At 51.3% G+C, this 24,832-nt stretch carries 20 protein-coding genes and 2 riboswitches; of the genes, 5 read left to right on the top strand and 15 right to left on the bottom strand.

What is annotated here, in order from left to right; translation table 11 throughout:
* Positions 1 to 4: 4 nt before the first annotated feature.
* The 5 genes from xdhA to BQ7367_RS07620 all read right to left on the bottom strand — a co-directional run bounded on the left by xdhA (position 5) and on the right by BQ7367_RS07620 (position 7,499).
* Positions 5 to 2,323: a xanthine dehydrogenase subunit XdhA gene (gene xdhA / locus BQ7367_RS07640; protein WP_235837570.1), complete on the bottom strand. Its 2,319-nt coding sequence runs from the start codon at positions 2,321 to 2,323 to the stop codon at positions 5 to 7.
* Between the two features lie 26 nt (positions 2,324 to 2,349).
* Positions 2,350 to 3,633 (bottom strand): amidohydrolase family protein, encoded by a 1,284-nt coding sequence (locus tag BQ7367_RS07635; RefSeq protein ID WP_072524897.1) that lies wholly within the window; start codon positions 3,631 to 3,633, stop codon positions 2,350 to 2,352.
* 39 nt (positions 3,634 to 3,672) lie between these two features.
* Positions 3,673 to 3,768: riboswitch (purine riboswitch) on the bottom strand.
* A gap of 57 nt (positions 3,769 to 3,825) precedes the next feature.
* Positions 3,826 to 4,758, bottom strand: a complete 933-nt coding sequence (locus tag BQ7367_RS07630) for a hypothetical protein (protein WP_072524896.1) — start codon at positions 4,756 to 4,758, stop codon at positions 3,826 to 3,828.
* Positions 4,759 to 4,979: 221 nt separating this feature from the next.
* Positions 4,980 to 5,981 carry an XdhC family protein gene (locus BQ7367_RS07625; protein ID WP_072524895.1) on the bottom strand — a complete coding sequence of 334 codons (1,002 nt, stop codon included), beginning with the start codon at positions 5,979 to 5,981 and terminating at the stop codon, positions 4,980 to 4,982.
* 57 nt (positions 5,982 to 6,038) lie between these two features.
* Positions 6,039 to 7,499, bottom strand: coding sequence for an aminoacyl-histidine dipeptidase (locus BQ7367_RS07620; RefSeq protein WP_072526136.1), 1,461 nt, complete (start codon positions 7,497 to 7,499; stop codon positions 6,039 to 6,041).
* A 182-nt stretch (positions 7,500 to 7,681) separates the two neighbouring features.
* Positions 7,682 to 7,848, top strand: a riboswitch (M-box (ykoK) riboswitch).
* Positions 7,849 to 8,019: 171 nt separating this feature from the next.
* Here BQ7367_RS07620 and mgtE point away from each other — a divergent pair.
* Complete coding sequence (mgtE, locus tag BQ7367_RS07615) at positions 8,020 to 9,351, top strand: magnesium transporter (protein WP_072524894.1); 1,332 nt, start codon at positions 8,020 to 8,022, stop codon at positions 9,349 to 9,351.
* Positions 9,352 to 9,428: 77 nt separating this feature from the next.
* On the opposite strand, the gene BQ7367_RS07610 is transcribed toward mgtE, so the two are convergent.
* The 7 genes from BQ7367_RS07610 to BQ7367_RS07580 form a co-directional block, all read right to left on the bottom strand.
* On the bottom strand, positions 9,429 to 10,454 hold the full coding sequence (locus BQ7367_RS07610) for a branched-chain amino acid aminotransferase (protein WP_072524893.1): 1,026 nt from the start codon (positions 10,452 to 10,454) through the stop codon (positions 9,429 to 9,431).
* Between the two features lie 22 nt (positions 10,455 to 10,476).
* Positions 10,477 to 11,652, bottom strand: a complete 1,176-nt coding sequence (locus tag BQ7367_RS07605; RefSeq protein ID WP_072524892.1) for an ABC transporter substrate-binding protein — start codon at positions 11,650 to 11,652, stop codon at positions 10,477 to 10,479.
* Positions 11,653 to 11,748: 96 nt separating this feature from the next.
* Positions 11,749 to 12,981 carry a phenylacetate--CoA ligase family protein gene (locus BQ7367_RS07600; protein ID WP_072524891.1) on the bottom strand — a complete coding sequence of 411 codons (1,233 nt, stop codon included), beginning with the start codon at positions 12,979 to 12,981 and terminating at the stop codon, positions 11,749 to 11,751.
* Positions 12,978 to 13,607 (bottom strand): indolepyruvate oxidoreductase subunit beta, encoded by a 630-nt coding sequence (locus tag BQ7367_RS07595; RefSeq protein WP_072524890.1) that lies wholly within the window; start codon positions 13,605 to 13,607, stop codon positions 12,978 to 12,980. The genes BQ7367_RS07600 and BQ7367_RS07595 overlap by 4 nt, the downstream gene beginning before the upstream one ends.
* On the bottom strand, positions 13,600 to 15,450 hold the full coding sequence (iorA, locus tag BQ7367_RS07590) for an indolepyruvate ferredoxin oxidoreductase subunit alpha (protein WP_072524889.1): 1,851 nt from the start codon (positions 15,448 to 15,450) through the stop codon (positions 13,600 to 13,602). The genes BQ7367_RS07595 and iorA overlap by 8 nt, the downstream gene beginning before the upstream one ends.
* A gap of 142 nt (positions 15,451 to 15,592) precedes the next feature.
* Positions 15,593 to 16,024, bottom strand: coding sequence for an RNHCP domain-containing protein (locus BQ7367_RS07585; RefSeq protein ID WP_072524888.1), 432 nt, complete (start codon positions 16,022 to 16,024; stop codon positions 15,593 to 15,595).
* Between the two features lie 28 nt (positions 16,025 to 16,052).
* On the bottom strand, positions 16,053 to 16,487 hold the full coding sequence (locus BQ7367_RS07580) for a MarR family winged helix-turn-helix transcriptional regulator (RefSeq protein ID WP_072524887.1): 435 nt from the start codon (positions 16,485 to 16,487) through the stop codon (positions 16,053 to 16,055).
* A 169-nt stretch (positions 16,488 to 16,656) separates the two neighbouring features.
* Between BQ7367_RS07580 and BQ7367_RS07575 the strand changes: the two genes are divergently transcribed.
* Together BQ7367_RS07575 and BQ7367_RS07570 are read left to right on the top strand one after the other, a co-directional pair.
* Positions 16,657 to 17,028, top strand: a complete 372-nt coding sequence (locus tag BQ7367_RS07575; protein ID WP_072526135.1) for a GntR family transcriptional regulator — start codon at positions 16,657 to 16,659, stop codon at positions 17,026 to 17,028.
* Positions 17,029 to 17,031: 3 nt separating this feature from the next.
* Entirely contained in the window at positions 17,032 to 17,883 is an 852-nt protein-coding gene (locus BQ7367_RS07570) for an ABC transporter ATP-binding protein (RefSeq protein WP_072524886.1), read from the top strand.
* Between the two features lie 109 nt (positions 17,884 to 17,992).
* On the opposite strand, the gene BQ7367_RS07565 is transcribed toward BQ7367_RS07570, so the two are convergent.
* Positions 17,993 to 19,168 carry an IS110 family RNA-guided transposase gene (locus BQ7367_RS07565; RefSeq protein ID WP_072524885.1) on the bottom strand — a complete coding sequence of 392 codons (1,176 nt, stop codon included), beginning with the start codon at positions 19,166 to 19,168 and terminating at the stop codon, positions 17,993 to 17,995.
* A gap of 285 nt (positions 19,169 to 19,453) precedes the next feature.
* Between BQ7367_RS07565 and BQ7367_RS07560 the strand changes: the two genes are divergently transcribed.
* Together BQ7367_RS07560 and BQ7367_RS14455 are read left to right on the top strand one after the other, a co-directional pair.
* Positions 19,454 to 20,107, top strand: coding sequence for an ABC-2 transporter permease (locus BQ7367_RS07560; protein WP_072524884.1), 654 nt, complete (start codon positions 19,454 to 19,456; stop codon positions 20,105 to 20,107).
* Positions 20,108 to 20,192: 85 nt separating this feature from the next.
* Positions 20,193 to 20,345, top strand: a complete 153-nt coding sequence (locus BQ7367_RS14455) for a hypothetical protein (protein WP_159431636.1) — start codon at positions 20,193 to 20,195, stop codon at positions 20,343 to 20,345.
* Between the two features lie 709 nt (positions 20,346 to 21,054).
* Here the strand turns inward: BQ7367_RS14455 and malQ are convergent.
* On the bottom strand, positions 21,055 to 22,533 hold the full coding sequence (malQ, locus tag BQ7367_RS07555; RefSeq protein ID WP_072524883.1) for a 4-alpha-glucanotransferase: 1,479 nt from the start codon (positions 22,531 to 22,533) through the stop codon (positions 21,055 to 21,057).
* Between the two features lie 37 nt (positions 22,534 to 22,570).
* Complete coding sequence (locus BQ7367_RS07550; protein WP_072524882.1) at positions 22,571 to 24,823, bottom strand: glycogen/starch/alpha-glucan phosphorylase; 2,253 nt, start codon at positions 24,821 to 24,823, stop codon at positions 22,571 to 22,573.
* Positions 24,824 to 24,832 lie beyond the last annotated feature (9 nt).

Raw genomic sequence — 24,832 nt, 5'->3', positions numbered from 1 at the left:
GCCGTCAGATCAGTCCGGCCTTCTTAAATTCCTCAAACAGGATATGCGGTCGCATGGGAATCTCATTTACCGCCACTCCTATGGCCTGCAGGACTGCGTTCCGGATCGCCGGAGCCGGAGAACACGCAGGAGGCTCTCCCAGCGCCTTTGTTCCGTATGCGCTGGTGGGCTCGTAATTTTCAATAAAGGAGGCTCTTAAGTCCGGGTGATCCAGAAAGGTCGACAGCTTGTAATCCAGCAGGTTGTTGTTCAGCGGCCTTCCTGTCTTCTCATCATACAGCAGCTTCTCCGACAGGGCATATCCGATCGCCATGCTCATGCCGCCGTGGACCTGTGCCTCAGCCAGAGCCGGATTGATCAGTCTTCCGCAGTCGTGAACGTTAAGGATATCCGTCACCTGTACTTTGCAGGCAGGAATATCCACCTCTACCTCGACAAAAGTACAGCCGAACGAATAGGCATTATTCTTAATCTGATAGCTGCTCTCCGCCGTGAGATGGCCGTTGTCCGTCAGGCTGTAAAGTTTCTCCGTGGCCAGCTCTCCCAGTGACATCAGCACTTCCCCGTCCGTCGTCCGGATAATATCGCCATTGATAATATCCAGATTTTCCTCCATCTGCCGGGTCAGGTCGCAGGCGGTTTTCAGAATCTTTTCTTTCAACAGCTCCCCGGTCTGCCGGATGGAGAACCCCGCCATATAGGTCTGCCTGGAGGCGTAAGCCCCCGTCCCGAAAGGCGTTACATCTGTATCCTGCGTGGAGATCACATGGACCATCTCAAGCGGGATGCCCAGCGTCTCTGCCGCCATCTGGGCAAAGGCGGTATCCGCCCCCTGCCCGATCTCCGTCTCTCCCACCTGGACCTGGATGCTTCCGTCCTGATTGAGCACCATGCGGCAGGCAGATGTCTCAAGAGAGATGGGCCATACGCCGGTATTGTACCAGAACACGGACATGCCCACGCCCCGCCGGACATCTCCGGTCTGTCCCTCATATTCCTTTAATCTCCGGTCATAGTCAAATTCTTTCCGCCCCTTTTCCATACATTCCCGGAACGTATCATAATAATTAACATTTTTAGAAAATCCGTCTGTAAATCCTTTCGGCATCACATTTTTCATCCGGAATTCATAAGGAGGAATTCCCATGGCCCGGGCCACGTCTTCGGTATGACTTTCCATGGCGAACATAGCCTGAGGAATGCCGTATCCTCTCATAGCTCCGGACACAGATTTATTTGTAAAAACCGTATAAGTGTCCGCCTCAATGTTGGGACACGGATAGAGCTGAGGAAAGCATCCCATCCCTTTGGCCGCAATACTGTGTCCGTGGGATGCATAGGCACCCTGGTCTGAGAAGCTCTCGAACTTCCGCGCCGCGTAGGTCCCATCCGGCCTGACATAGGATACAATATGAAAATGGATGGCATGCCGGACTCTTGTGGAGGCGAAGGTTTCCTCCCTGGATGTTTCCAGCTTCACGGTTCTTCCTCCAACCTGAGCGCTCAGATACGCGCACAACGGTTCATACAGGACATCCTGCCGGTTCCCGAACCCGCCGCCGATATAAGGCTTGATGATCCGCACCTGCCCCCAGGGCACTCCCAGGGCCTGCCCCACCACCCGGCGGCAGATATGAGGGATCTGAGTGGCAGAAACAACCACATATCTTCCCTGCTCCATATATGCATAGCAGATCACGTTCTCGATATGGCAGTGCTGTACTGTCGGAGTCTGGTACCAGCCCTCCACTTTTGTCAGCCCCGGTTCCCGTATCGCCTTCTCATAATCTCCATTTCGGATGGACGTATGGGCCAGCACATTTCCAGGATATTTCTCATGAAGCTGAGGCGCTCCTTCCTCCATGGCCTGATGGACATCCAGCACAAAAGGAAACTCCTCATACTCCACCTTCAGCGCCCGCACAGCCTGTGCCGCGGCCACTTCATTTTCCGCCACCACAGCGGCTACATCGTCCCCGTAGAAGCGCACATGATCTGTCAGGAGCAGGCGGTCCGCCACATCCTGATGGGCCGGCTCTGTGGACCAGGGATGTCCGGCTGTAGGAAAATAATTCTTCGGCACGTCAAAACAGGTCACGATCTTCACCACTCCGGGGATCTTCTCTGCCTGGGATGTGTCCACTGATCTCACATACCCGTGAGCAATCGTGGAGTGCAGCACTTTCGCGACATATGCGTTGCGGTCGCAGAGATCATCAACATATTTCGCCCGGCCGGTAACCTTCTCAAAGGCATCCACCCGGTTTACGCTTTTCCCTGTTACATGTTCCCGTTCTTTCGCAGTATTCTTCATGATACTCATCGTTTCCGCTCACCTCCGTTCTCGGTTCAGGAGAGATCGATCTTTCGTCCCTTTACATACTTCGCCCGGATCTCCCTCTCGTCTGCCAGATAGATCATCCGTTCCAGCCTGCTTCTGATATCAAGCGCCTGGGGATGGGCCAGTCTGCCATCGTCCAGGACCACCGCGTCAAACTCATAACCCGGCTCAAAACTTCCGACCTTCCCGAAGAATTTTCCGCCGCCTTTTGTAGCCAGATAGAAAACTTCCTCCGCTGTCAGCGGCGCCAGACTGTTATCCAGAAGGCGCCACCTCAGCTTGGAGGCCTGTACCGCATGGGCCATGGCCCGGAACAGATTCTCCGTGCTGCCTCCCGCCACATCGCTGCCAAGTCCTACATGAAGCTCTTCTTCCAGAAATTTCCGCACCGGCGCGATGCCGGAAGACACATTCATGTTGGACTCCGGACAGTGGGCGATAAATACGCCGTTTTCTTTCATCCGTCCGATCTCTCTGTCATCGCTGTACACACAGTGGGCCATAACAGTGGGACAGTCCGCTCCGAACAGACCGAACCGGTCATAAGCGTCTCCATAAAACTCTGCCCGGGGGCACAGTTCCTTTACCCATGCCACCTCATCGAGATTTTCTGACAGGTGGGACTGCACCGGCAGTCCGAAACGCATCTGAAGCTTTTTCAGCTCCTCCAGAAGTCCGTCCGTACAGCTGGGAATGAACCGGGGCGTCAGGATAGGCCGGGTATTGGCATATTTACGGTGTTCCACATCCCGGATCCATTCCAGCGTCTCTTCTGCCGACTCCTCCGTCTCCTCCCGCAGATACTCCGGAGCATTCCAGTCCATGTTTACCTTTCCCACAAAAGTGTCCAGCCCGGTCTTTTCCAGCAGATCCATAAGAATCAGAGTGGAATCCCGGTGAACCGTGGCAAAAACACAGGCTCTCGTGACAGCGCTTTTCCTCATACTGTCCGCAAAGATACGGTAGGCGGTCCCGGCATACTCCGAAGATCCATACCTGGCTTCCTCGGGAAATGTATTTGTCTCAAGCCAGTCCAGCAGTTCCAGATCCATGCCCAGCCCCCGGAAGGAATACTGAGGCGCGTGGGTATGCAGATCCACCAGACCCGGGATAATCAGACAGTCCCCGAAATCCTGGATGGGCCTTCCGCCAAGCCGGAAAGGCAGTGTCTGATATACTCCTTTGACCTTGCCCTCTTCACAGACAAGATAGCTGTGCTCGTAAACGGCAAATTCTTTCACACTTTTACTATATATGATATTTCCTTTTAAAATAAAAACAGGTTCATTCATCGGCCTGACTCCTCTCCATAACATATGCGGTACAGCGCATGCTGTATCCCGCATACCTATAGTCAGCCGTTCCGGCGGCTGGTAGAGACGTTCAACCGATTATGAACCTATATAAGCACGCAGTATTCATCTGTAATTATCGTAGCATCTCCGGAATAGAGTGTCAATAGCTCATACGCGGCACATAGATAGCTACTTATGTAATCCCTGCTCTTTTAAGAGCTCCTCGATCACAGACACCTCCTCGTCCAGATCCGCGGCAATCTGTTCGGCGGTCTCACCTTTCTTTCGCTTCTTTTCTATGATCCCAAAAAGCTGAGCCCGTCCTTCGGCAAATCCTTCCGCATGGCCTTGGGCATGACCCTCTGCATGGCCTTCCTCCCAGGCCTCTTCCCGCTCCATCCGCATGTGCTTCTCCTGATCATATTCAAATATGCTCATGCTCTTCGCCTCCGCTCTGTGTTTCTCCAGAAATTCCTTCAGGATCCCTTCCCCGATGCATTCCCGGATCGCCCGTTCCACCGCGTCCTCCAGTTCCATCTCCCTGACATACTTCCGGATCCGGTCCGTATACTCTGCATAATCCCGCAGGCTCCGGCATGCTTCCTTCAGCTTCCGGTTGTGCTCCCCGCACAGGTTCAGCATCACCGCTTCCAGCTCCAGTCCGCATTGCTCTCCCTTTGCGGTAAACATATCCGACAGCCGCAGCACCTGCCGCTCCGGCATCTCCTCTCTCCCGTTATAGAAGATCAGAAACTCCGGCCCCGGGATCTTCACTGTCCGCGTCCCGTACAGGTTCACCTCCCGGGTCATCCCCGAATACAGGTTCGAGATGTAGAACAGAAACCGCAGGGGCAGGTTCGGGCTGTAAGTGGACTGATGCTCATACAGGGAAAGTCTTCCGTCCACCACAAAGGAAATGTCATTCCTCATGGACATATAGATGGCGTTCTCCAGGGTATTTACTTCCAGCAGTTCCGGATCTGTGTAATGCTTCCCGCTGATGGCATTATACAGTTCCAGCAGGTTCTCCTTCTCTGTAAACAGCATGGCAAATACCGTGGACTTATAGGTCCGGTTTACACTCGTTCCATAGTTGTCGATGGTTTCTCTCGTGTTTTTCATGGACATCCTCCTTTTTTAATTAACTCGCAGGAGGCTTAGTCCTCTTCTGTTTCCGGGAAAGCCTCTCTGCCATATTGATTGGGAATTAAAAGCATTGAGTTTTCTTTCCTGGATCTGTTGTCAGAATTTTGACACGGCGTCTGCCGTCTGAGAATGAATCATACTGGAAATGCTGTAAATGCTTTGTTTATATCCTATCATATCCACCTTCTGATTTCCAGTTAAAATAATACTTCAAGCATGACTTCCACTACTCCGCCGCAGACCATGCCTTCCTCCTCTGCGACATCGGTGGTCATATCCACCCGGCGGATCTGAAAAACAGGCTCCCCTGTGCGCATCATTAACAGAGCGGTCTGTATGATCTCGCTCTCCACACAGCCTCCCCCGATCGTATCAATGGTGTTTCCGTCTTCCAGGATCAGCATCTTTGTCCCCACGCCCCGGGGAGCAGATCCTTTCCTCGAGATGATCGTAGCCAGCACTCTCTTCTGCGGGTTCTGTCCGTCCAGAAGCGCTTCCAGCAGTTCAGCGGAATATCCTCCTGACATCCCTCTGCTGTTCTTGATCTCTATGATCTCTGCCATAACAGATACCGCGATCTCTTCCGGCGTCTGCGCTTTGATCTTCAGTCCGATGGGGGTATGTACCCCGTCCAGCCTCTCCCGATTCACACCTTTCTGCTCCAGCTGTTCCTTTACGATGGATACTCTCCGCCTGCTGCCCATCATTCCCACATAGGCATAATCTTTTCTCAGGATTTTTTCCAGGCACTCGGCATCATACCGATGCCCTCGTGTCACGATCACGAACCAAGAATCCCAGTCACCTTTTATCTGGGCAAGTCCGTCCCCAAATTCCTGGCAGATCACAGTATCTGCTCCCGCTGCCCTGGCATGATCTGCGAATTTCGGCCGGTCTTCCAGTACAGTCACAGTAAATCCCAGCATCTTCCCGATCTGGATGATTGGGACGGACACGTGCCCGCCGCCGCAGACAATCAACTTCGGCGTCCGGCCTATCCGCTCCCGGAATACCCGGCAGCCGGTCCCGTCTGTACCGGTCACATCCTGGTTTTCTTTCGGTACAGTTATTTCTTCATCCGGCGCAGCAGAAAGCAGTCGTTTTTCTCCTCTGTGTTCTCCCTCCAGCACAGTCTCTGTCCAGATGTCCCCCTCCGCGCTCTCCAGCGCCTGTTCCAGTTCTCTGTAGAATGGATCCACTTTTGCTCTCCTTTCTTCCTGTCAAATACAATCTGCGGTTCTCCTGTTACAAAGCCTTTATTCTTCCGCCAGCCTCTCAAGTACGTCCGTCAGCAGCCGGTAGAAGCGCTCCAGGGAATCCAGCGGCATACACTCATCCGGTGTATGGACATTATAAAGCGTCGGACCTACAGAAATTGCGTCCAGATCCGGAAGCGCTCCCACGAAGATCCCACATTCCAGACCCGCATGGATGGCCTCGATCTTCAGCTCTTTCCCGGTCAGCTTACGATAGCTTTCCTGAAAGATCTCCCGCACTCTGGAGTGTTCCCTGTAATCCCATCCCGGATATTCTCCGCTATACACTGCTTCAAAGCCGAATGTATCCGCCAGCAGCCGGAACCGTTCTTTTGTATCGCTCTGGATGGATGCCGATGAAGAACGAGGCGCGAACAGGATTTCCAGCCTGTCCTCCTCAGTCCGGACGATTCCCAGATTGGACGAGGCAATAACAAATCCGTCTGCCCCGGCTTTTCTCCTCAGCACTCCATTGGGCGCAAGACGCAGAACTCCTGTAAATGCTGCGGTATCTTCCTGTGAAAGCACCCGGATCGCAGCCTCTTCTCCGGTTCTGACTCTGCAGGTAAAATCCGGCTCCGCTGTACACACTTCTTCCGCCATCTGCCGTGCCAGAAACCTGGCCCGTTCTTCGGCTTCCTTTGCCTGGTCTCTGTCCCTGCAGAGAAATACTGCCGTGCATTCTCGCGGGATGGCATTGTCTTTTGTCCCGCCTTCAAAGGTGACCAGTTCTGCTCCTGTATTCCGGATCAGCTCATCTGCCATACGGGCCATCAGCAGAGCCGCGTTCTGGCGCTCTTTGTCGATATCTGAGCCTGAGTGCCCGCCTAAGAGCCCTTCTATTCTGACCTCCAGAAGCGTTCCCTTTGCCTTCTTTCTCCTGACCGGTTTCGCGAAGCGGATGCGGAGACCTCCCGCGCAGCTTACAGTGGCGGTATCCTCCTCTTCCGAATCCAGATTGATCATAGTCCGGGCACGGAGCAGAGATTTGTCCAGAGCTTTCGCTCCCCCAAGCCCGGTCTCTTCCTCTGTGGTAAAGACACACTCCAGCGGAGGATGCCTGAGGTCTGAGCTGTCAAGCACTGCCATCATCATTGCCACTGCCACACCGTTATCCGCTCCCAGCGTAGTTTCGTCCGCGGAAAGGATGCCGTCCTTTACTGCCAGATGGATCCCTTCCTTTTCAAAATCATGGACGGTTCCGGCTTGATTGTCGCAGACCATGTCCAGGTGCCCCTGGAGCATAACCGGCGGCCTGGCCTCATCACCGGGGCTGGCCTCTTTCCGGATAATGACATTATACACATCATCCTGCCAGACCCACAGTCCCCGTTCCTTCGCAAATCTCACAAGATAGTCACTGATCTCTTTCTCATTGCCGGATCCCCTGGGGATGGCGCTGATTTCCTCAAAAAAATGAAACAGTTTTTCCGGTCTGTACCCTGTGATCTTATATTCCATCGCGTCCTCCATCTATTACATCTCGTTTTTCTGTGCCATTTCTCCATGATTTTTTCTATGTTCTTATGCCGCTGTTTATGCCATTTAGAAGTATACGCCCTTTTTCCATGGATAACAAGATAATTTCTACTTGACAGATGGCTGCTGCCGGACTACAATAAGACGGCAGATAAAAACAGAATACGTCATTTCGGTAGGTGAGGTTACCACAGGGATTGGGTTTATCCCGAAGATTGCTGCCGCGGGATCGTGGAGACACGATGAGCTGGTCAGCAGGCTGTGTCGTGAAGGCGCAACCTAATGCAATTGATATGCCCTGTGATGCTAAAGCTTGAACGATGCATGCTGGTCATGTTATGTGATGAAATATTAAGCTCCGTCATTGTTCAGGCAGTGGCGGAGTTTTCTGTTTGTCTTTCATTGATTTTTGCTGATAAAGGAGGTGAGGTTATGGACTCTGGCGCCGGTTGTCACTTGTGCGGCTTAAATAAAGAAAATCACAGAAAGAGAGGTACTTATCATGAACAAGGACATTTTTGTAAAACTCCTGAAACAACGTCAGTTCAAGGCTGTCAGAAGTATCCTGGATGTGATGAACGAAGTGGACATAGCCTCCCTGCTCTCAGAGCTGGATGACAGAGAGCTGGCCCTTGCCTTCCGTCTCATCCCGAAGGATAAGGCAGCGGAAGTATTCTCCAACATGGAGACTTCCATGCAGACTTACCTTGTGGAAATCTTTTCTGAAAAAGAGCTGAAAGAGCTCCTGGATGACCTGTATATGGATGACACCGTAGATCTTCTGGAGGAGCTTCCCGCCAATCTGGTAAACCGGATCCTGGATACGGTCAGTGTTTCGGACAGGGCGCTGATCAATCAGCTCCTGGATTATCCGGAAGACAGCGCCGGGAGCATTATGACCACAGAATATGTGGATATCCGGGAGACGATGACCGTATCCCAGGCCATGGCGCACATCAAGGCGACCGGCATCCATAAAGAGACCATCTATACCTGTTATGTCACGGACAGGAGACGACTGATCGGCATCGTCAGTGCCAAAGATCTGATGACCTCCGATGATGATATGCTGATCCGGGATCTGATGGAGAAAGAGATCATCTCCGTCAATACCCATACTGACCAGGAAGAAGTGGCCCGGATTTTCACGAAATATGATCTTCTGGCGCTTCCTGTCCTGGATCAGGACGGCCGGATGGTGGGCATCGTCACATTCGATGACGCTATGGATGTCATGGTAGATGAAGCCACGGAAGATATCACAAAAATGGCGGCCATGAATCCCAGCGAGAAGACTTATTTTGAGACTTCCGTATTTACGCACGCAAAGAATCGGATCCCCTGGCTTCTGATCCTGATGTTTGCCTCCATCATTACCGGGACCATCATTACAAAGTATGAAGATGCCTTTGCCGCTATTCCCCTGCTGGTCTCCTTCATCCCCATGCTGATGGATACCGGCGGGAACTGCGGTTCCCAGAGCTCTACTCTGGTCATCCGGGGGCTGGCGCTTTCGCAGATTCAGTTCCGGGATATTTTCCGAGTGGTCTTCAAGGAATTCCGCATCTCCCTTATTGTAGGGATTGTACTGGCACTGGCCAACGGGATCCGCATATTGATCCAGTACGAGGATCCCGCTCTGGCCCTTGTGATCGCGCTTTCCCTGATCGGCACCACGGTCATGTCCAAACTCATCGGATGCATGCTTCCTCTGTTTGCCAGCAAGGTGCATCTGGACCCGGCTATCATGGCGTCACCGCTGATCACTACATTGGTGGATACCTTCTCCATCCTGATCTATTTTAATATCGCGACAATCCTGTTTCAGCTCTGAATCAGAAAAAGAGGGCCATTGCTCCATAGATCATTACGTATCTATCTGGCAATGGCCCTCTTATCACTATTTTCTTATTATTCGATGACTTTGATCCACCCTTTTGGAGCCTCGATATGCCCCATCTGGATGCCTGTCAGAGTGTCGTACAGTTTCTGTGTCACCGGCCCCATCTTCTCCATCCCGCTGGGGAAGCAGATCTCCTGGCCATGATCCACCACTTTTCCTACCGGGGAGATGACGGCTGCTGTCCCGCAGAGTCCGCACTCCGCGAAATCTTTCACCTCGTCAAAGTAGACATCTCTCTCCTCGACTTCCAGTCCCAGATAATGCTCTGCCACATACATGATCGATCTGCGTGTGATAGACGGAAGGATCGTGGTAGAATGAGGCGTCACAACCTTATTATCCCTGGTGACGAAAATGAAGTTGGCACCGCCTGTCTCCTCTACTTTTGTCCTTGTAGCAGAATCCAGATACATGTTCTCATCAAATCCGTCTGCATGGGCAGACACAATCGCATGAAGACTCATGGCGTAGTTCAGTCCTGCCTTAATATGTCCTGTGCCATGAGGCGCTGCCCGGTCAAAGTCAGACACACAGATCGTGATCGGCTTCGCGCCGCCTTTAAAGTACGGCCCTACCGGGGTCGTAAAAATCCTGAACTGGTACTCATCTGCCGGCTTCACCCCGATCACCGGGTTGATTCCAAACATATACGGCCGGATATACAGTGTGGCTCCGGATCCATAAGGAGGAACATATGCCGCGTTGGCTTTTACTACGGAAACCACCGCGTCTACAAACCTGTCCTCCGGAAACGGCGGCATTTCAAGACGTTTTGCTGAATCCACCATACGGGCCGCGTTCAGGTCCGGGCGGAAAGTAACAATACGTCCATCTTCTGTCGTATATGCCTTCATTCCCTCAAAAACAGTCTGAGCGTACTGCAGCGCTCCCGCGCATTCATTCATGACGATATTGGCATCATCGATCAGTGCGCCGCTGTCCCATTTCCCGTCTTTGTAATTTGCCACATACCGTTTATCGGTCTGGATATAATTGAATCCAATATTTTCCCAGTCAAGATTTTTTTTCTCCATTGTGTGTACCTCCGCTCCTGTACTACTCTGCCTGAAGAACCTGATATTCTCCTTCTTTTACAACTACAACTGTAGGCTGCTTGGACGGCTCGCCATCCTCGCCCCATGTGATCTGTTTTCCAGTAAGACCGTCGATCGTGATCTCTGTCATAGCTGTCTTCATGGCATCGCACATGTCAGGAATACTCATATCCGGCGTGAGTTCTGCTTTTTCAGCCGCCTCTTTGATCACATAGAGACAGTCATAAGCATCTGCCGCGAACTGATTCGGCGTCTCATCGAAAGCCGCCTCATAATCAGCTACAAATGTCTGTGTCGCTTCATCTTCCGCATTCGCGGTAAATGGCGTCAGGAACATCAGTCCCTCGGCCAGACTTGCGTCAAATCCTTCCAGCGCCAGCAGGCCGTCCATTCCATCGCAGCCGAACCATTCCGGTGCGAATCCCATCTTGTCTGCCTGTGCCAGGATCAGGGAAGCCTCCTGATAGTAGATCGGAAGGAATACCAGCTCTGCTCCCTCGTCCTTTGCTTTCTGAAGCTGGACGGAGAAATCTGTCTTGCTGTCAGCGGTAAATGCCTCTGCCGCTACGACCTCCAGGCCTTTCGTCTGTGCCTCTTCTACAAATCTCTGATAAATTCCCGTAGAATATGTGTCAGAGCTGTTATAGATCACTGCCACCTTTGTAGCAAGCCCGTTTTCTGAGATATAATCTGCGGACGCAACACCCTGGTTCGGATCAGAGAAACACATACGGAACGCATTGTCATACTGAATACTCTCCACAGCTGTCGCGGACGGTGTCAGCTGGAACATATTGTCCGCATGGGTCTCCTCCACCACTGCCGTACACGGTGTGGATGTCACGGTTCCCACCAGCATCTGCATTCCCCAGTCTTTCAGCGTATTGTACGCGTTGACGGACTTCTCGGAATCAGACTGGTCGTCTTCAAACTGGTACTCGATCTGATATCCGTTGATGCCGCCTGCCTCGTTGATCTCGTCCACCGCAAGCTGGATCCCGTTTTCTACGGCCGTTCCATAGATCGCGTTGTCTCCTGTCGTGGGTCCGATGCCGCCGATCTTAAATGTATCCGCATCGGATGAGCCCTCGTCTCCTCCCCCGTTTCCGCAGGCTGCCAGCGAAAATACAAGGGCGGACGCAAGCGCCACGCTTGCTGCCTTCTTCAAAATTTTCATAATCATATCCTCCTCGCTGAATTTCTAATGCTTTTATGGTACCCTTATCAAAAACATTTGTCAAGAGAAAAACCGAACGCACTCTAAAATTTCTTATCAATACCGGTTGTCAAATATCCTTGTGGACTTCTTCTCACTTCTCGGAAGGTCTCCGATGGAGACCGGCTTTACATGCACCAGGATACCGATCTTATCCTTAAACGCCTTCTGGATCGCTGTCTCTGCCTGCTTTTTGTCCACACCCTTATTCACTTCCACAAAGAGCGTACACTCATCTTTCCCGAACAGATGGTCCAGCATAAACTGATATTCGCTGGAAGCTTCAGGGACATTCTTCAGCATTTCCTCGATCTGGCTCGGGAATATATTGACTCCTTTCACCTTTACCATGTCATCTGTCCGCCCGATCAGTGTATCGATCCGCGGGAATTTTGAACCGCACTGACATTCTCCCGGAATGAATCTGGTCAGATCATGGGTACGGTAACGGATCAGCGGCGCTCCCTGTTTCCTGAGAGTTGTGATCACCAGCTCTCCTACTTCTCCGTCCGGCAGGTTCTCCCCGGTCTTAGGGTCTACAATCTCAAAATAGAGATAATCGTCCCAGTAATGCATGCCGCACTCGTACTCACAGCTCATGGCGATCCCCGGCCCGTACACTTCTGTCAGCCCGTAAATGTCATAGAGCTGTACACCCAGCTCGGCCGCGATGCGGGCCCTCATCTTGCTGCCCCATCTCTCTGAACCGATAACTCCCTTGCGCAGACAGATTTTATCGGTCAGCCCCCGTCTGCCGATCTCCTCCGCCAGAAGCAGCGCATAAGAAGATGTCGCGCAGAGTACCGTTGATTTCATATCCTGCATCATCCGCAGCTGCTTTTCTGTATTTCCCGGTCCCATAGGGATCGTCATGGCCCCCAGGTATTCTGCTCCTGCCTGGAACCCGATCCCGGCGGTCCACAGTCCGTACCCCGGCGTGATCTGGATCCGGTCCAGGGCTGTGATCCCTGCCATCTCATAGCAGCGGGCAAACATTTTTGCCCAGTCTTCCACGTCTTTTTTTGTATAGGGAATGATCACCGGAATCCCGGTTGTCCCCGAGGAGGAATGAATACGCACCACCTCTTCGTCAGGCACCGCCTGCAGTCCCAGAGGATAAGCCTCTCTTAGATCTCCCTTCCATGTAAAGGGAAGCTTCTCAAAATCCTCCTGGGACTGTATCGCTTCAATATCAAATTCCTTTAATTTTTCTTTGTAAAAACACTCCTTTGATGTAAGCTGACGGAGATTTTCTTTGATCATTTCAAACTGAAGTTCTGTCATTTTCATGGCTGTTCTCCTCCTGCCTTATAATCCCGGTCTTCTGAAGATTCCTTTACCGCGCCGCTGCCCAGATCCAGAGCTTTTTCGTTCAGACTGACAAATCTTTCTTTCACATTCGCCCGGACCGCTTCCTTCATCTCTTCTGTTGTAATGCCGAGCGCGCCGCACTCAGAGGCTGCTCCCAGCAGCACCGTGTTCAGCACTTTCGGCGATCCTGCCCTGCGGCAGAGTTCCCCACCGTCGATCACGATCAGACGCCCGGCTTTTTCATTCAGGAAGCTCAGCATTTCTTCCGCACGGTAACTGCTCCCGCCAAGGCTGGCAGTCACCGGCTTCACGATCCGGTGGTTGGTGATCACAAGTCCTCCCTTTTTTAAATAGGGAAGACAGCGGACTGCCTCGCCCGGTTCAAACGCCAGGATCACGTCTGCCTCTCCCTCAGGGATCAGAGGCGAATGTACCTGATCTCCCATCCTTACATGACTGACCACAGAGCCTCCCCGCTGAGCCATGCCGATGGTCTCTGTCGTCCGCACAAAATTCCCCTTTTCCATAGCCGCGAAGGCGATCAGACGGGACGCCAGTACCACTCCCTGGCCGCCGACTCCGCACAGCAGACAATTCTTATTCATCGCCTGTCACCCCCTGTTCTTTTCTTTCCGTGATCGCATCAAACGGGCAGACTGACGCACAGATGCCGCAGCCATAACAAAGAGACGGATCGATCTTAACCATTTCTCCCTCCATAATGATTGCCGGACATCCCAGTTCTCTTACACAGGCCCTGCACTGACGGCACAGATCCTGTCTGACTTCATAACCGGTCTGCGGTTTTGTCACCGCGATACACGGGGATTTGAAAATAATCGCGCGCACACCGTCTCCTTCCGCCGCCTTTCGGACGGTCTCTGCTGCCTCATCCAACTTGAGCGGATCTGACTCATAGATCTGTTCCACACCGATTCCTTCCAGGATCTTCCGGATGCTCACCTTTGCCGCCACATCCCCCATGATATTCCTGCCTGTTCCGGGGTGGGGCTGATGGCCGGTCATAGCCGTAGTAGAGTTATCCAGCACGACAAGCACGATATCATTTCCATTATATACCGCGTTCACCACGCCTGTGATCCCTGACGCAAAAAAGGTAGAATCTCCGATAAAGGCAAAATTCACCACATCCGGCTCAATGGCGGAGAGTCCCTGGGCGATGGTCACGCCGGCACCCATACACAGGCAGGTGTCCACCATGTCAAGAGGCTTTGCATTTCCAAGGGTATAGCATCCGATGTCACCGCAGAATACTGCCTTTTTCCCCTTCATCGCCTTCTTCACCGCATAGAAGGATGCTCTGTGGGGACAGCCCGCGCAGAGTACCGGAGGCCGTACCGGCAGTTCCGGAGCAGAGGGTTCTGTCCGTTTCCCCAGTGCAGCTTCTTTTTCTTCTCCGGCCTCTCCCAGAAATTTCCTGAGATCCTCGCGGATACTCTCTGCACTGTTCTCCCCGGCATTTTTCGTATGCCCGGTCAGCTTGCCGTATATGTTTACCGGCAGATGATATTTCCCCGCGATCCGGAGAAGCTCTCTCTCCACCATCGGATCCAGTTCTTCCAGCACCAGCACTTCATCCAGAGATTCCAGGAATTCCTTTGCCAGCCGTTCCGGAAACGGATGGGGTGTGGAGATCTTCAGGAGAGGCACTGTCTCCGGAAGCACTTCCATCGTGTAGGCAAAGCTCACGCCGGACGCCGCCACGCCTCTGACGATATTCCCTCCGGCTCCCGTTCCATTTTGGACAAAATTCCGGGGATAATCAGAAAGTATGTCTGACAGTTCCCGGTTCCGCTTCTCGATCCGGATATGATTCAGATAAGATGTACGGGGGAAAATGACCCACCGCATTGTATCTTTGACAAACCCTTCCGGTTCCTGCACTTCCATATCCGGCAGGAGCGTGATGCTGGCGCAGGAGTGACAGACTCTTGTGGTAGGACGGAACAGTACCGGTGTACTGTATTTCTCCGAAAATTCAAATGCTTCTCCGATCATCTCATAAGCCTCTTCCGGAGAGGAAGGATCAAACACAGGCAGCTTGGAAAACTGGGCGAATGTCCTTGTATCCTGCTCGGTCTGGGAAGAGATCGGACCCGGATCATCCGCGGACACGATCACCATGCCGCCTTTCACCCCCATATAAGCAAGGCTCATCAGCGGATCTGAGGCCACGTTCAGCCCCACCTGCTTCATCGTGACCAGCGTGCGGGCTCCCGCGTAGGCCGCGCCGGCTCCCACTTCCATGGCTGCTTTCTCATTTACCGACCATTCCACATGGATATGGCCGTCGTTATGCTTTGCGATGGTCTCCAGGATCTCTGTGGACGGAGTGCCCGGGTACCCCGCCGCCATGCGGACTCCTGCCCGGATCGCTCCCAGGGCGATCGCCTCATTCCCCATCGCCAGGATCTTCTCATATGCCATATATGTACTTCCTTTCATAATTAAAATCAACTGAGGCAAATGCGGCCCGGTGTGCAGGACGCATTACTTTTGTATTTTATCACAGTAAAGTAAGAAAAGGAACCAGAAAATTCTGATTCCTTCCTCGTTTTAATCCATCCTGTCACTTCCTGTACAGGCACCCGTCTCCTCCCATAAGCGCCGTCATCTCCTCGATGCGCTCCAGAGGGAACGGCGGCTGAGTCAGCGGTTTCATCGCGATGGACATCAGTTTCATCGGATTGTCATCCGCCGCGATCCGATTGGAACTGAAATGTCCGCATCTGCGGCATCGGTGTATGACCGCCCACTCCCCGTCTTTTCGGATCCAGACGCCCACCGGATCCATGATGCCTCCGCAGTCAGCCTCCCGGTCTCCCGGCTCGATATCCAGATGCAGGCTGCTGAGACAATTGGGACAATGATTGCGGTGTGAGCTTCCGGCTCCGGCCGGCACAACCGGGCGTCCGCATACTTTACATGTAAAACTGTCGCTGCATCCATGGGTTTTATAATAGCCTTTCTCGTATAATTTTCGTTTATTTTCTCTGTTCATGTTCGATCGCTCCTTCATAAGGACCGCTTCAGAAAACAGTTTTCAGATACTTCTCCAGCGCGTCACGGTATTTTTGCGTGAGCGTTAAATACTGCTGCTGTTCGTCAGCTGTCCATTCTTCCCAGATTTTATTTTCCGCTTCCAGTAAAGGACTGATTTTTTCAGATGAAAATTCCCTGCCCTTCTCAGTCAGACAGACGATCGTATTTCTTCCTTTTCCCTGTTTCAGATAAACGATCCCGTCCTTTTCCAGCCGCCGGATGGCCGAATTAATCGTCTGACGGCTGATGCCGGTCAGTCTGCTTATTTCACTCTGCCGGCATTCCTCTCCATTTTCACACAACACATATAAAATATTCTGGACACTGTCCGAAACGCCCGCTTTAACAGCAGCTTCATGGTACAGTGCATTGATCTCCCCTGCCAGATATGTATACTGTCTGCCCGTTTTCAGATAATGCATATTTTCAACTCCTTGTCCGATTTCGTACATTCTTATTATATCCGATTTCGGATATATGTCAACAGATTTTTAAAAAATATTCAAAAAATAGAAATAAACAGTATATAACACTTGACAACAGTTAATCACTGTTATATGCTGTTATACATAAAAGGAGGAACCACCGGTGATAAAAATTATAATCAACACGACCTCAATGGTGCCGATATACGAGCAGATCATAGATCAGGTAAAAACCCTCATCCGCAACGGCGGACTGAAAGAAAATGATATCCTTCCGTCGGTCCGCACCCTTTCCAAAGAGCTGAAGATCAGTGCTCTGACTGTCAAAAAGGCGTACGACAGCCTGGAAGACGAAGGGTTCGCGGTGACTGTACACGGAAAGGGAACCTATGTAGCCTCGGTCAATACAGAACTTTTGCTGGAAGAGCAGAAGAAAGAACTGGAGGCAGACCTGGAACAGGCTGTCCAGAAGGGCAGACGCTACGGCATCAGCGACGATGATATAAAAAGTTTATTTGACTTGATTATGGAGGGCTGATATATGTTAAAGATCCAACAACTGCAAAAGCACTATGCCAATTTTACGCTGGACTGCACCCTGGAAGTTAAACCTGGCTGCGTGACCGGCCTCATCGGCCAGAACGGCGCCGGAAAGAGCACCACATTCAAGGCAGTCCTGGGACTGATCTCGCCGGAGAGCGGGACTGTTACAATTCTTGGAAAGGATCTCCGGGATTTTACTGCCCGTGACAAGGAGAAACTGGGCGTAGTCCTTTCTGACTCCGGTTTCAGCGGATACTTGACCATCCGGGATATCCTGCCGGTCATGAAAAATCTGTACCGGAATTTTGACCAGTCATATTTCATGAAACAGACCATGAAATTTCAGCTGCCTCTGGACAAACGGATCAAAGAATTTTCCACAGGCATGAAGGCCAAGCTGAAAGTACTGGCGGCAGTCTCCCATCGCGCCGAACTGCTTCTGCTCGACGAGCCTACCGCAGGACTGGACGTCATCGCAAGAGATGAACTCCTGGATATCCTGAGAGATTTCATGGAAAGGAATGAAAATGGTTCGATCCTGATAAGTTCCCACATTTCCAGCGATCTGGAGACACTGTGCGATGACCTGTACATGATCCACGAAGGCAAGATCATTTTGCACGAGGATACGGATATCCTTCTGAGCGGCTATGCGCTGCTGAAAGTCAGTGACGCCCAGTATGAAGCCCTGGACAAACGCTTTCTTTTACGGGTCAGGAAAGAGGGATACGGTTACTGCTGCCTGACAGACCAGAAACAGTATTATGTGGATAACTATCCTGCTGCGGTCATCGAAAAAGGAACCATCGACGAAGTGATCACGATGATGATACGAGGTGACAAACTATAAATAGTCAAGAGGATTTTGGAAGTTTTTTGATGTATAAAAAAGGGTAACTTTAACAGACCATCTGAATACAGCGTATTTCAGATGGAACAAAGTTTATTGATTTAAACAGCTATCTGAGCTTTTGGACGTTAAAGTCTGTTCCCTGCCTCTCCAATGCATAGATGACTCTAACAAGCTTTTTGGCAACATGAGTGATCGCGACTCTGTGGGGTTTGCCTTCCGCGCGCTTCTTAGCGTAGTAAGCCGCGAATGTCATATCAAAACGGATTAATGGAAGACAGCAGTTGATGAGAGTATACCGGAGCTGTGATGAGCCGTGTTTTACCATCCGCCCTCCGTGAGATTCTGTTCCAGATTGGTTTATGCCAGGTTCAATACCGGCAAAGGCGAGCATCTGAGCCGGTGTAGAAAAATTTGACAGATCTCCGTATTCAGAGTAGATGACAGCGGCAGATATGGGACCGATTCCGGGAACGGACATATAGTGAGGATGGACCTCCTCGATCAACTTGTTGATTTCTGCTTCCAGTGTGCCAATCTCCTTTACAAGAGATTTGTATAACGTAAGAAGGCTGTTGAGTTCCACATCAAAGATAGAATTATTTATGCCGACCGTATTGGCAGCAAGTTCTTTTAGCTGAAGGAACTGCTGTGGGGAGAAACGTCCTCTTGATAAGGAGCGGAGTTTTTCATAAGAAGCGGCATTCATTCGTGCCATTTTTTCAGCAGAACCGTAGTTTTCGAGCAGATACAGAGCAGTTTTAGATAAGCGCTCATGAAAGAATGGCTTAAACTCAGGAAAAGTGTGATCCAGAACGTTTGTGATTTTCACAAGATAGAAAGAGCGCTGCCGAACCAGCCTGTCTCTTAAACGAGTTAGTGACTTTAAAGAGTAAGCATGGTAAAATCCTTTTGAATGGGGTTTGTACTCTACTGTCATTAACCAGCGGGCTATTGATTCGCAGTCAACGGAGTCGGTTTTGGTACGCCTGAGAGAAGTGGATTTCTTATATTCCTTGATGAGGAGTGGATTGATTTCCATGAAGCTGTGGTGGGCATTCTCAAGGAAAAGTTTCAGATTGAGGGCATAGTGGGCAGTAGATTCAAACCCTATTTTTATATCCTCGGAATTGGAGAGCGAATGTAAAGTTTTGATAAGCTGTTGAAATCCAGAGTTATCATTTTTGATAGCAAATTTCGTAACGACGTTTTGATCAACTGCGGAGAGGATGCAGCAATCGTGTTTGTACTTGGAAATATCAATTCCAACAAAGTACATGGACATAAAAAATACCTCCTGATATGTATTTAGCACTGTTGTCTTCCACAGGGAATTCGGCTGTGTAATCACGTAAATAGAAACGTCAAGCGTTAACAAACTGATTAACAGTAATAGACGAAAAGCTGTGGTCTGAGTCACCTCGGAACAGTCAAAGCTGTAAAAGTATAGATACAGATCCACAGTGCTTAAGTAAATATATCAGATTAGGATTGAATTACCCAGTAGAACCTGGGAGAAAGGAGAAAATCCAATCACTATCTAATATGATTGGATTATACGTGAAAAATTATGAAAGGATTACTGATCAAAGACTTTAAACTGATGAAAGGACAAAAGAATTTCTTCCTGATCATTATCGCTGTCGTGATCGGAATGATGTTTTTTTCAGACGACATCGTATTTCCACTGGGATTCCTTACCTTCATCGTCTCTCTGTTTACACTGAGCACAGTCAGCTATGACGAATTTGACAACGGCTATCCCTTTTTATTCAGCCTGCCTGTCACCCGCCCGACCTATATCATAGAAAAATACTGTCTTGGTCTGATCCTGGGACTGGGTGCCTGGATAGCAGCCGGGATCCTGGCGGGCATCACCGGCATGCTGAAGGGCACGGTGTCACTGCACGATGTCATAGTATCCGCTCTGATCATACTGATCCTGATGTTTCTGATCCAGGCCGTCATGCTGCCGTTCCAGATTAAATTCGGAGGAGAAAAGGGCCGGATCGCCATCATCGCTTCCATCGGTCTGCTGTTTGTCATAGGCGTCGTTATCGTTAAGGTATCCGAATCCCTGAACATGGATCCTGCGGGCATCATTAACCGACTTCCCGCCCTGGGTATCGGAGCGGGGGCCGCTCTCGCGATCACTGTGGCCATCATACTCTGGCTGATCTCCATGAAGATCAGCATATCCATCATAAACCGGAAAGAATTCTGAAAGGAGGGGTAAAAATAGATAGCATACTATGCGTTATCGCGATGATCATATTCACTTACTGGCTGCTGATAAAACGTAACAAAAAATGAACAAATCTGAGTTTGTTGGGTTGGTGGATGTGGCCACCGGGAAGGATGGAGAAAGCGTAGAAAACAGAAAAAAGCTGGTATCGAAAAACGTATTCTGCGGCAACAGATGGGTGTCCCCGTCTCCGTTCCGGAATCCGGGAAAAACATAAAGGGACTTAGACCCCGCCTAAATACAAAGCAATCCGATGAGCAACTCGCATTCGCTCAGACAATCTCATCGGATTGCTTAACGGCGGATTCTAAGTCCCTTAAGTTTTTCCATCGGATTCCTCCAAAGTCACCGGTTCACCCATCTGCCGCCGCAGAAAGGTTCTTCCACCCGCGGCTCTTTCCCTTTCCTGCACTTTATCCAGCCTCTCCGGCGTCATGATTCATCCCCCCCGCAGCAAACCCGCGATTTGAAAGTAACACGAGACAGGTACTATATTGGAAAAAGAAACATTTAGGCTCCAGGTATTATTATGGCGGAGTAAGCGGCAGGATGCTGCTTACTCCGCCTGGGTATTCTTTATGCCAGAGATCCGTAGATATCAGGGCTGCGAAGCACCGCCCGTAATGCGGATTGGCCTTGACATCCACGGATCTCTGGCATATGTTTTCTGACTTTCTTGAAGGCAGACCATATAGTCGATAACGTTCCACTTTCTCAATCACTTCTAAATCGCGAGATTGTTGAGACGGTAGGATAGGAAGCCGGGAAAGAAAGAGGTGTCCGTCGAGGGCCGTGCAGCAACGCCGGCATTTAGGGCGCGTCTTTTGTGCCCTTATATGCCGCTGCGTTGCAGCCCCGAGCGAAAGCGTGCCCGAGATGGATATCCTCTTCCTTTCCCAGCTTGGCATCCTCCTCCCTCAACAAACTCAGATTCTCCCATAGAGTTTTGTAATCCGTTTTATTTCTTTTGCTGTTTTTTTATTGAACTGCCCTTTCGTCAGCCGCCATGCCCAGTTCCCGCCCAGCGTGGACGGAGTATTGATGCGGGCTTCGCTTCCCAGTCCGAGATAGTCCTGCAGAGGGATGATACACAGATCAGCCACGCTTCCCATGGCCAGGGAGATAAAATCTTTCGCCAGTGTATCTTCGTCCAGTCTCTGTTTGCACATATATTCTTTCGCGAAGTCTCTGGCTTCTTTCCCCACGGTGTGATACCAGCCCCGGGTCGTGTCATTGTCATGGGTCCCGGTATAGACCACGCAGTTTCTCGGATAAGTATGGGGCAGATAATCGGAGGATTCCCTGGAATCGAAGGCAAACTGTATCACCTTCATGCCGGGGAAGCCGCTGTCTTTCAGCAGCCGGAGCACACTGGGCGTCAGGTAGCCCAGATCTTCGGCAATGATCTTCGGCTGTCCCAGCTTTTTCTCAACGGCACGGAACAGGTCCATGCCGGGTCCCGGCATCCATTTCCCGTTTACCGCGGTCTTCTCCCCGTAGGGCACGGAATAGTACTCATCAAACCCACGGAAATGATCGATCCGTACAATATCGTACATCCGCAGGCTGTACTGGATTCGCCGGATCCACCACCGGTAGTCTGTCTTTTTATGATATTCCCAGTCATAGAGGGGATTGCCCCACAACTGTCCTGTCTCGCAGAACGCGTCCGGCGGGCATCCTGCCACACCTGTAGGCTCCTTGTTTTCGTTGAACTGGAACAGTTCCGGGGCCGCCCATGTATCCGCGCTGTCAAAGGCGACATAAATGGGGATGTCCCCGATGATCCGGATGCCTTTTTTATTGGCATAGGCATGGAGCTTTCTCCATTGTCTGTCAAACTCATACTGCTGGAACCGGTAGAAATCGATCTCTTCAGTCAGTTCCCTGCGGATCCGGTCCAGCGCTTCTTCCTTCCGGTTCTTCAGAGGTGCCTCCCATCGGGTCCAGGCTGTCCCTTCATTTTTGTCCTTAATGGCCATATACAGGCTGTAGTCATCCAGCCAGAACCGGTTCTTCTCCGTAAATTCCTCATAGTCCTTATTCTTCTCAAAACGTGAGTATGCCTTTCTCAGCAGGCGGAATCTGGACTGATAGATTTTTTCATAATCGATGCAGCCGGGGGTTCCGCCAAAATCATAGGACTTACATTCTTTTTTTGTCAGCAGCCCTTCCCGGACCAGAGTCCCGGGATCGATAAAATAGGGATTGCCCGCAAAGGTGGAGAATGACTGATAGGGAGAATCGCCATACCCGGTGGGCCCAAGGGGCAGGATCTGCCAGAAGGACTGCCCGGCCTCCTCCAGCAGATCTATAAATTTATATGCGTCTTTTGAAAAACATCCGATCCCGTATTTCGACGGAAGGGAAAATACCGGCAGTAAAATCCCGCCTGATCGTTTCATCTCTTACTTCCTCCAGATATCAGTTTTTCCGGCACGGTCACAGTTTCCAGATATCCCGGTTATACTCCCGGATGGTCCTGTCAGAGGAAAAGTACCCGGCTTTCGCGATATTGACCAGCATCATCTTTGCCCAGGACTTTCTGTCTTCGTAGGCTTTCAGCGCCTTCTCCCTGGCCTTTTTGTAGGCGTCAAAATCCAGAAATGTCATAAACCAGTCTTTATTGATCAGCTCTTTCTGAAGCCGCTCCAGGTTCTCCCTGCGGCCGGCCTTCAGCATCTGCGGCCCGGTGATGAAGTCCACAGCAGCCTTCAGGGCCGGATCTTTCTCGTAATAGTCTTTCGCCTTATAATCGGCCTCTGCATAATGGCGGATCACTTCATCGCTGGACGCGCCGAATACGAAGATATTGTCATCGCCCACTGCCTGGTGGATCTCCACATTCGCGCCGTCCTCTGTCCCGAGCGTCACCGCGCCGTTGAGCATGAACTTCATGTTGCCGGTGCCGCTGGCCTCCTTGGACGCGAGAGAGATCTGCTCGGAGATATCACAGGCCGGGATCAGTTTCTCAGCTTTGGTCACGTTATAGTTTTCCACCATGATCACTTTCAGCCAGGGACTGACTTCCGGGTCATTGTTGATGATCTCCTGCAGGCAGAGGATCAGATGGATGATGTCCTTGGCGATCACGTAGGCCGGCGCCGCCTTTGCCCCGAAGATCGCCGTCACCGGAGCAGGCGGGATCTTCCCGGATTTGATCTCCAGATATTTATCAATAATGTAAAGCGCATTGAGCTGCTGCCGTTTGTACTCATGGAGCCGTTTTGCCTGGATATCGAAGATAGAATCCGGACGGATCTCCACTCCCTGGGTCTCCTTCAGATAAGCGGCCAGCGCCGTCTTGTTCTCCTGCTTGATGGCCAGCAGGCGCTCCAGCGCCCGGTCATCCTCCTGATAGTCCAGCAGACGTTCCAGCTCATCCGCGTCCTGTCGGTACCCGTCTCCGATGGTCTCATCCAGAAATTCCGTAAGAAGCGGATTGCAGTGGATAAGCCAGCGGCGGAAAGTAATGCCGTTAGTTTTGTTGTTAAATTTTTCCGGATAGATCTTATAGAAGTTGTTCAGCTCCGACTCTTTGAGGATCTCCGTATGCAGAGCCGCAACTCCGTTTACGCTGAAGCCGTAGTGAATATCCAGATGGGCCATATGTACCGTGTCACTGCGGTCGATGACAGCGACACTCTCATCGTCAAATTTTCTCCGGACTTTGTCATCCAGGATCTCGATGATCGGGACCAGGTGAGGCACGACTTTTTTCAGATAGGCCAGGGGCCATTTCTCCAGCGCCTCCGCCAGGATCGTGTGGTTGGTGTAGGCACATGTGCGGGACACCACGTCGATGGCGTCGTCCATGTCCAGCCCCCTTCCGGTCAGGAGCCGGATCAGCTCCGGGATCACCAGGGTCGGATGCGTGTCATTGATCTGGATAACCGCGTAATCCGGCAAGTCATAGAGATCACAGCCCTTTGCCGTACATTCGTCCAGGATCAGCTGAGCCGCGCTGCTCACCATGAAATACTGCTGGTAGATGCGCAGCAGTCTTCCCTTTTCATCACTGTCGTCCGGATACAGGAAGAGCGTCAGATTCCGCTCAATGTCCTCTTTGTCAAAATCGATCCCCTCTCCCACAATGGACTCGTCCACGGAGTCAAGGTCAAAAAGATGAAGTTTATTCGTCTTATTGTTGTACCCAGTCACTTCAATGTCGTACATCCTGGCATTGACCTTCCGTCCTCCGAACTCCACCGGGTACACCACATCCGTCCGTTTCAGCCAGGATCTGTCCTCGATCCAGGGATTAGGCGTCTCCTTCTGCAGATGATCCTCAAACACCTGCCGGAAGAGGCCCAGATGATAGTTCAGTCCGATGCCGTCCCCGGCCAGGCCCAGTGTGGCCACAGAGTCCAGGAAACACGCCGCCAGCCTTCCCAGCCCGCCGTTTCCAAGAGAAGGCTCCGGCTCGATCTCCTCGATCTCACCGAGACTCCTGCCGTTTTTCTCCAGCATCTCTTTCACTTCCTGGTAAATGCCGAGATTGATCAGGTTATTTGACAGCAGTTTCCCGATCAGGAATTCCGCGGAGATATAGTACAGCTTCTTCTTTCCGTCCGTGCGCTCCTTCTCCGCCGCCATCTCCTGGACAATAGAGAACAGGGCGGCGTAGATCTCTTCACCGGATGCCTCGGAAACTGCCTTTCCCAGATATGCTTCAGTTTTTTCCTGAATATTCATAACACGTTT

The organism is Clostridium sp. Marseille-P3244 (assembly GCF_900120155.1).
GTDB lineage: Bacteria > Bacillota > Clostridia > Lachnospirales > Lachnospiraceae > Mediterraneibacter.
This window is presented reverse-complemented; position numbering and strand designations above follow the sequence as displayed.

Bases quoted from the DNA above. Each gene is read 5' to 3' on its own strand.
- xdhA (WP_235837570.1), bottom strand. From the start codon at position 2,323: ATGAGTATCATGAAGAATACTGCGAAAGAACGGGAACATGTAACAGGG.
- BQ7367_RS07635 (WP_072524897.1), bottom strand. From the start codon at position 3,633: ATGAATGAACCTGTTTTTATTTTAAAAGGAAATATCATATATAGTAAA.
- BQ7367_RS07630 (WP_072524896.1), bottom strand. From the start codon at position 4,758: ATGAAAAACACGAGAGAAACCATCGACAACTATGGAACGAGTGTAAAC.
- BQ7367_RS07620 (WP_072526136.1), bottom strand. From the start codon at position 7,499: ATGGAATATAAGATCACAGGGTACAGACCGGAAAAACTGTTTCATTTT.
- mgtE (WP_072524894.1), top strand. From the start codon at position 8,020: ATGAACAAGGACATTTTTGTAAAACTCCTGAAACAACGTCAGTTCAAG.
- BQ7367_RS07610 (WP_072524893.1), bottom strand. From the start codon at position 10,454: ATGGAGAAAAAAAATCTTGACTGGGAAAATATTGGATTCAATTATATC.
- BQ7367_RS07605 (WP_072524892.1), bottom strand. From the start codon at position 11,652: ATGAAAATTTTGAAGAAGGCAGCAAGCGTGGCGCTTGCGTCCGCCCTT.
- BQ7367_RS07600 (WP_072524891.1), bottom strand. From the start codon at position 12,981: ATGAAAATGACAGAACTTCAGTTTGAAATGATCAAAGAAAATCTCCGT.
- BQ7367_RS07595 (WP_072524890.1), bottom strand. From the start codon at position 13,607: ATGAATAAGAATTGTCTGCTGTGCGGAGTCGGCGGCCAGGGAGTGGTA.
- iorA (WP_072524889.1), bottom strand. From the start codon at position 15,450: ATGGCATATGAGAAGATCCTGGCGATGGGGAATGAGGCGATCGCCCTG.
- BQ7367_RS07585 (WP_072524888.1), bottom strand. From the start codon at position 16,024: ATGAACAGAGAAAATAAACGAAAATTATACGAGAAAGGCTATTATAAA.
- BQ7367_RS07580 (WP_072524887.1), bottom strand. From the start codon at position 16,487: ATGCATTATCTGAAAACGGGCAGACAGTATACATATCTGGCAGGGGAG.
- BQ7367_RS07570 (WP_072524886.1), top strand. From the start codon at position 17,032: ATGTTAAAGATCCAACAACTGCAAAAGCACTATGCCAATTTTACGCTG.
- BQ7367_RS07565 (WP_072524885.1), bottom strand. From the start codon at position 19,168: ATGTCCATGTACTTTGTTGGAATTGATATTTCCAAGTACAAACACGAT.
- BQ7367_RS07560 (WP_072524884.1), top strand. From the start codon at position 19,454: ATGAAAGGATTACTGATCAAAGACTTTAAACTGATGAAAGGACAAAAG.
- BQ7367_RS14455 (WP_159431636.1), top strand. From the start codon at position 20,193: ATGAACAAATCTGAGTTTGTTGGGTTGGTGGATGTGGCCACCGGGAAG.
- malQ (WP_072524883.1), bottom strand. From the start codon at position 22,533: ATGAAACGATCAGGCGGGATTTTACTGCCGGTATTTTCCCTTCCGTCG.
- BQ7367_RS07550 (WP_072524882.1), bottom strand. From the start codon at position 24,823: ATGAATATTCAGGAAAAAACTGAAGCATATCTGGGAAAGGCAGTTTCC.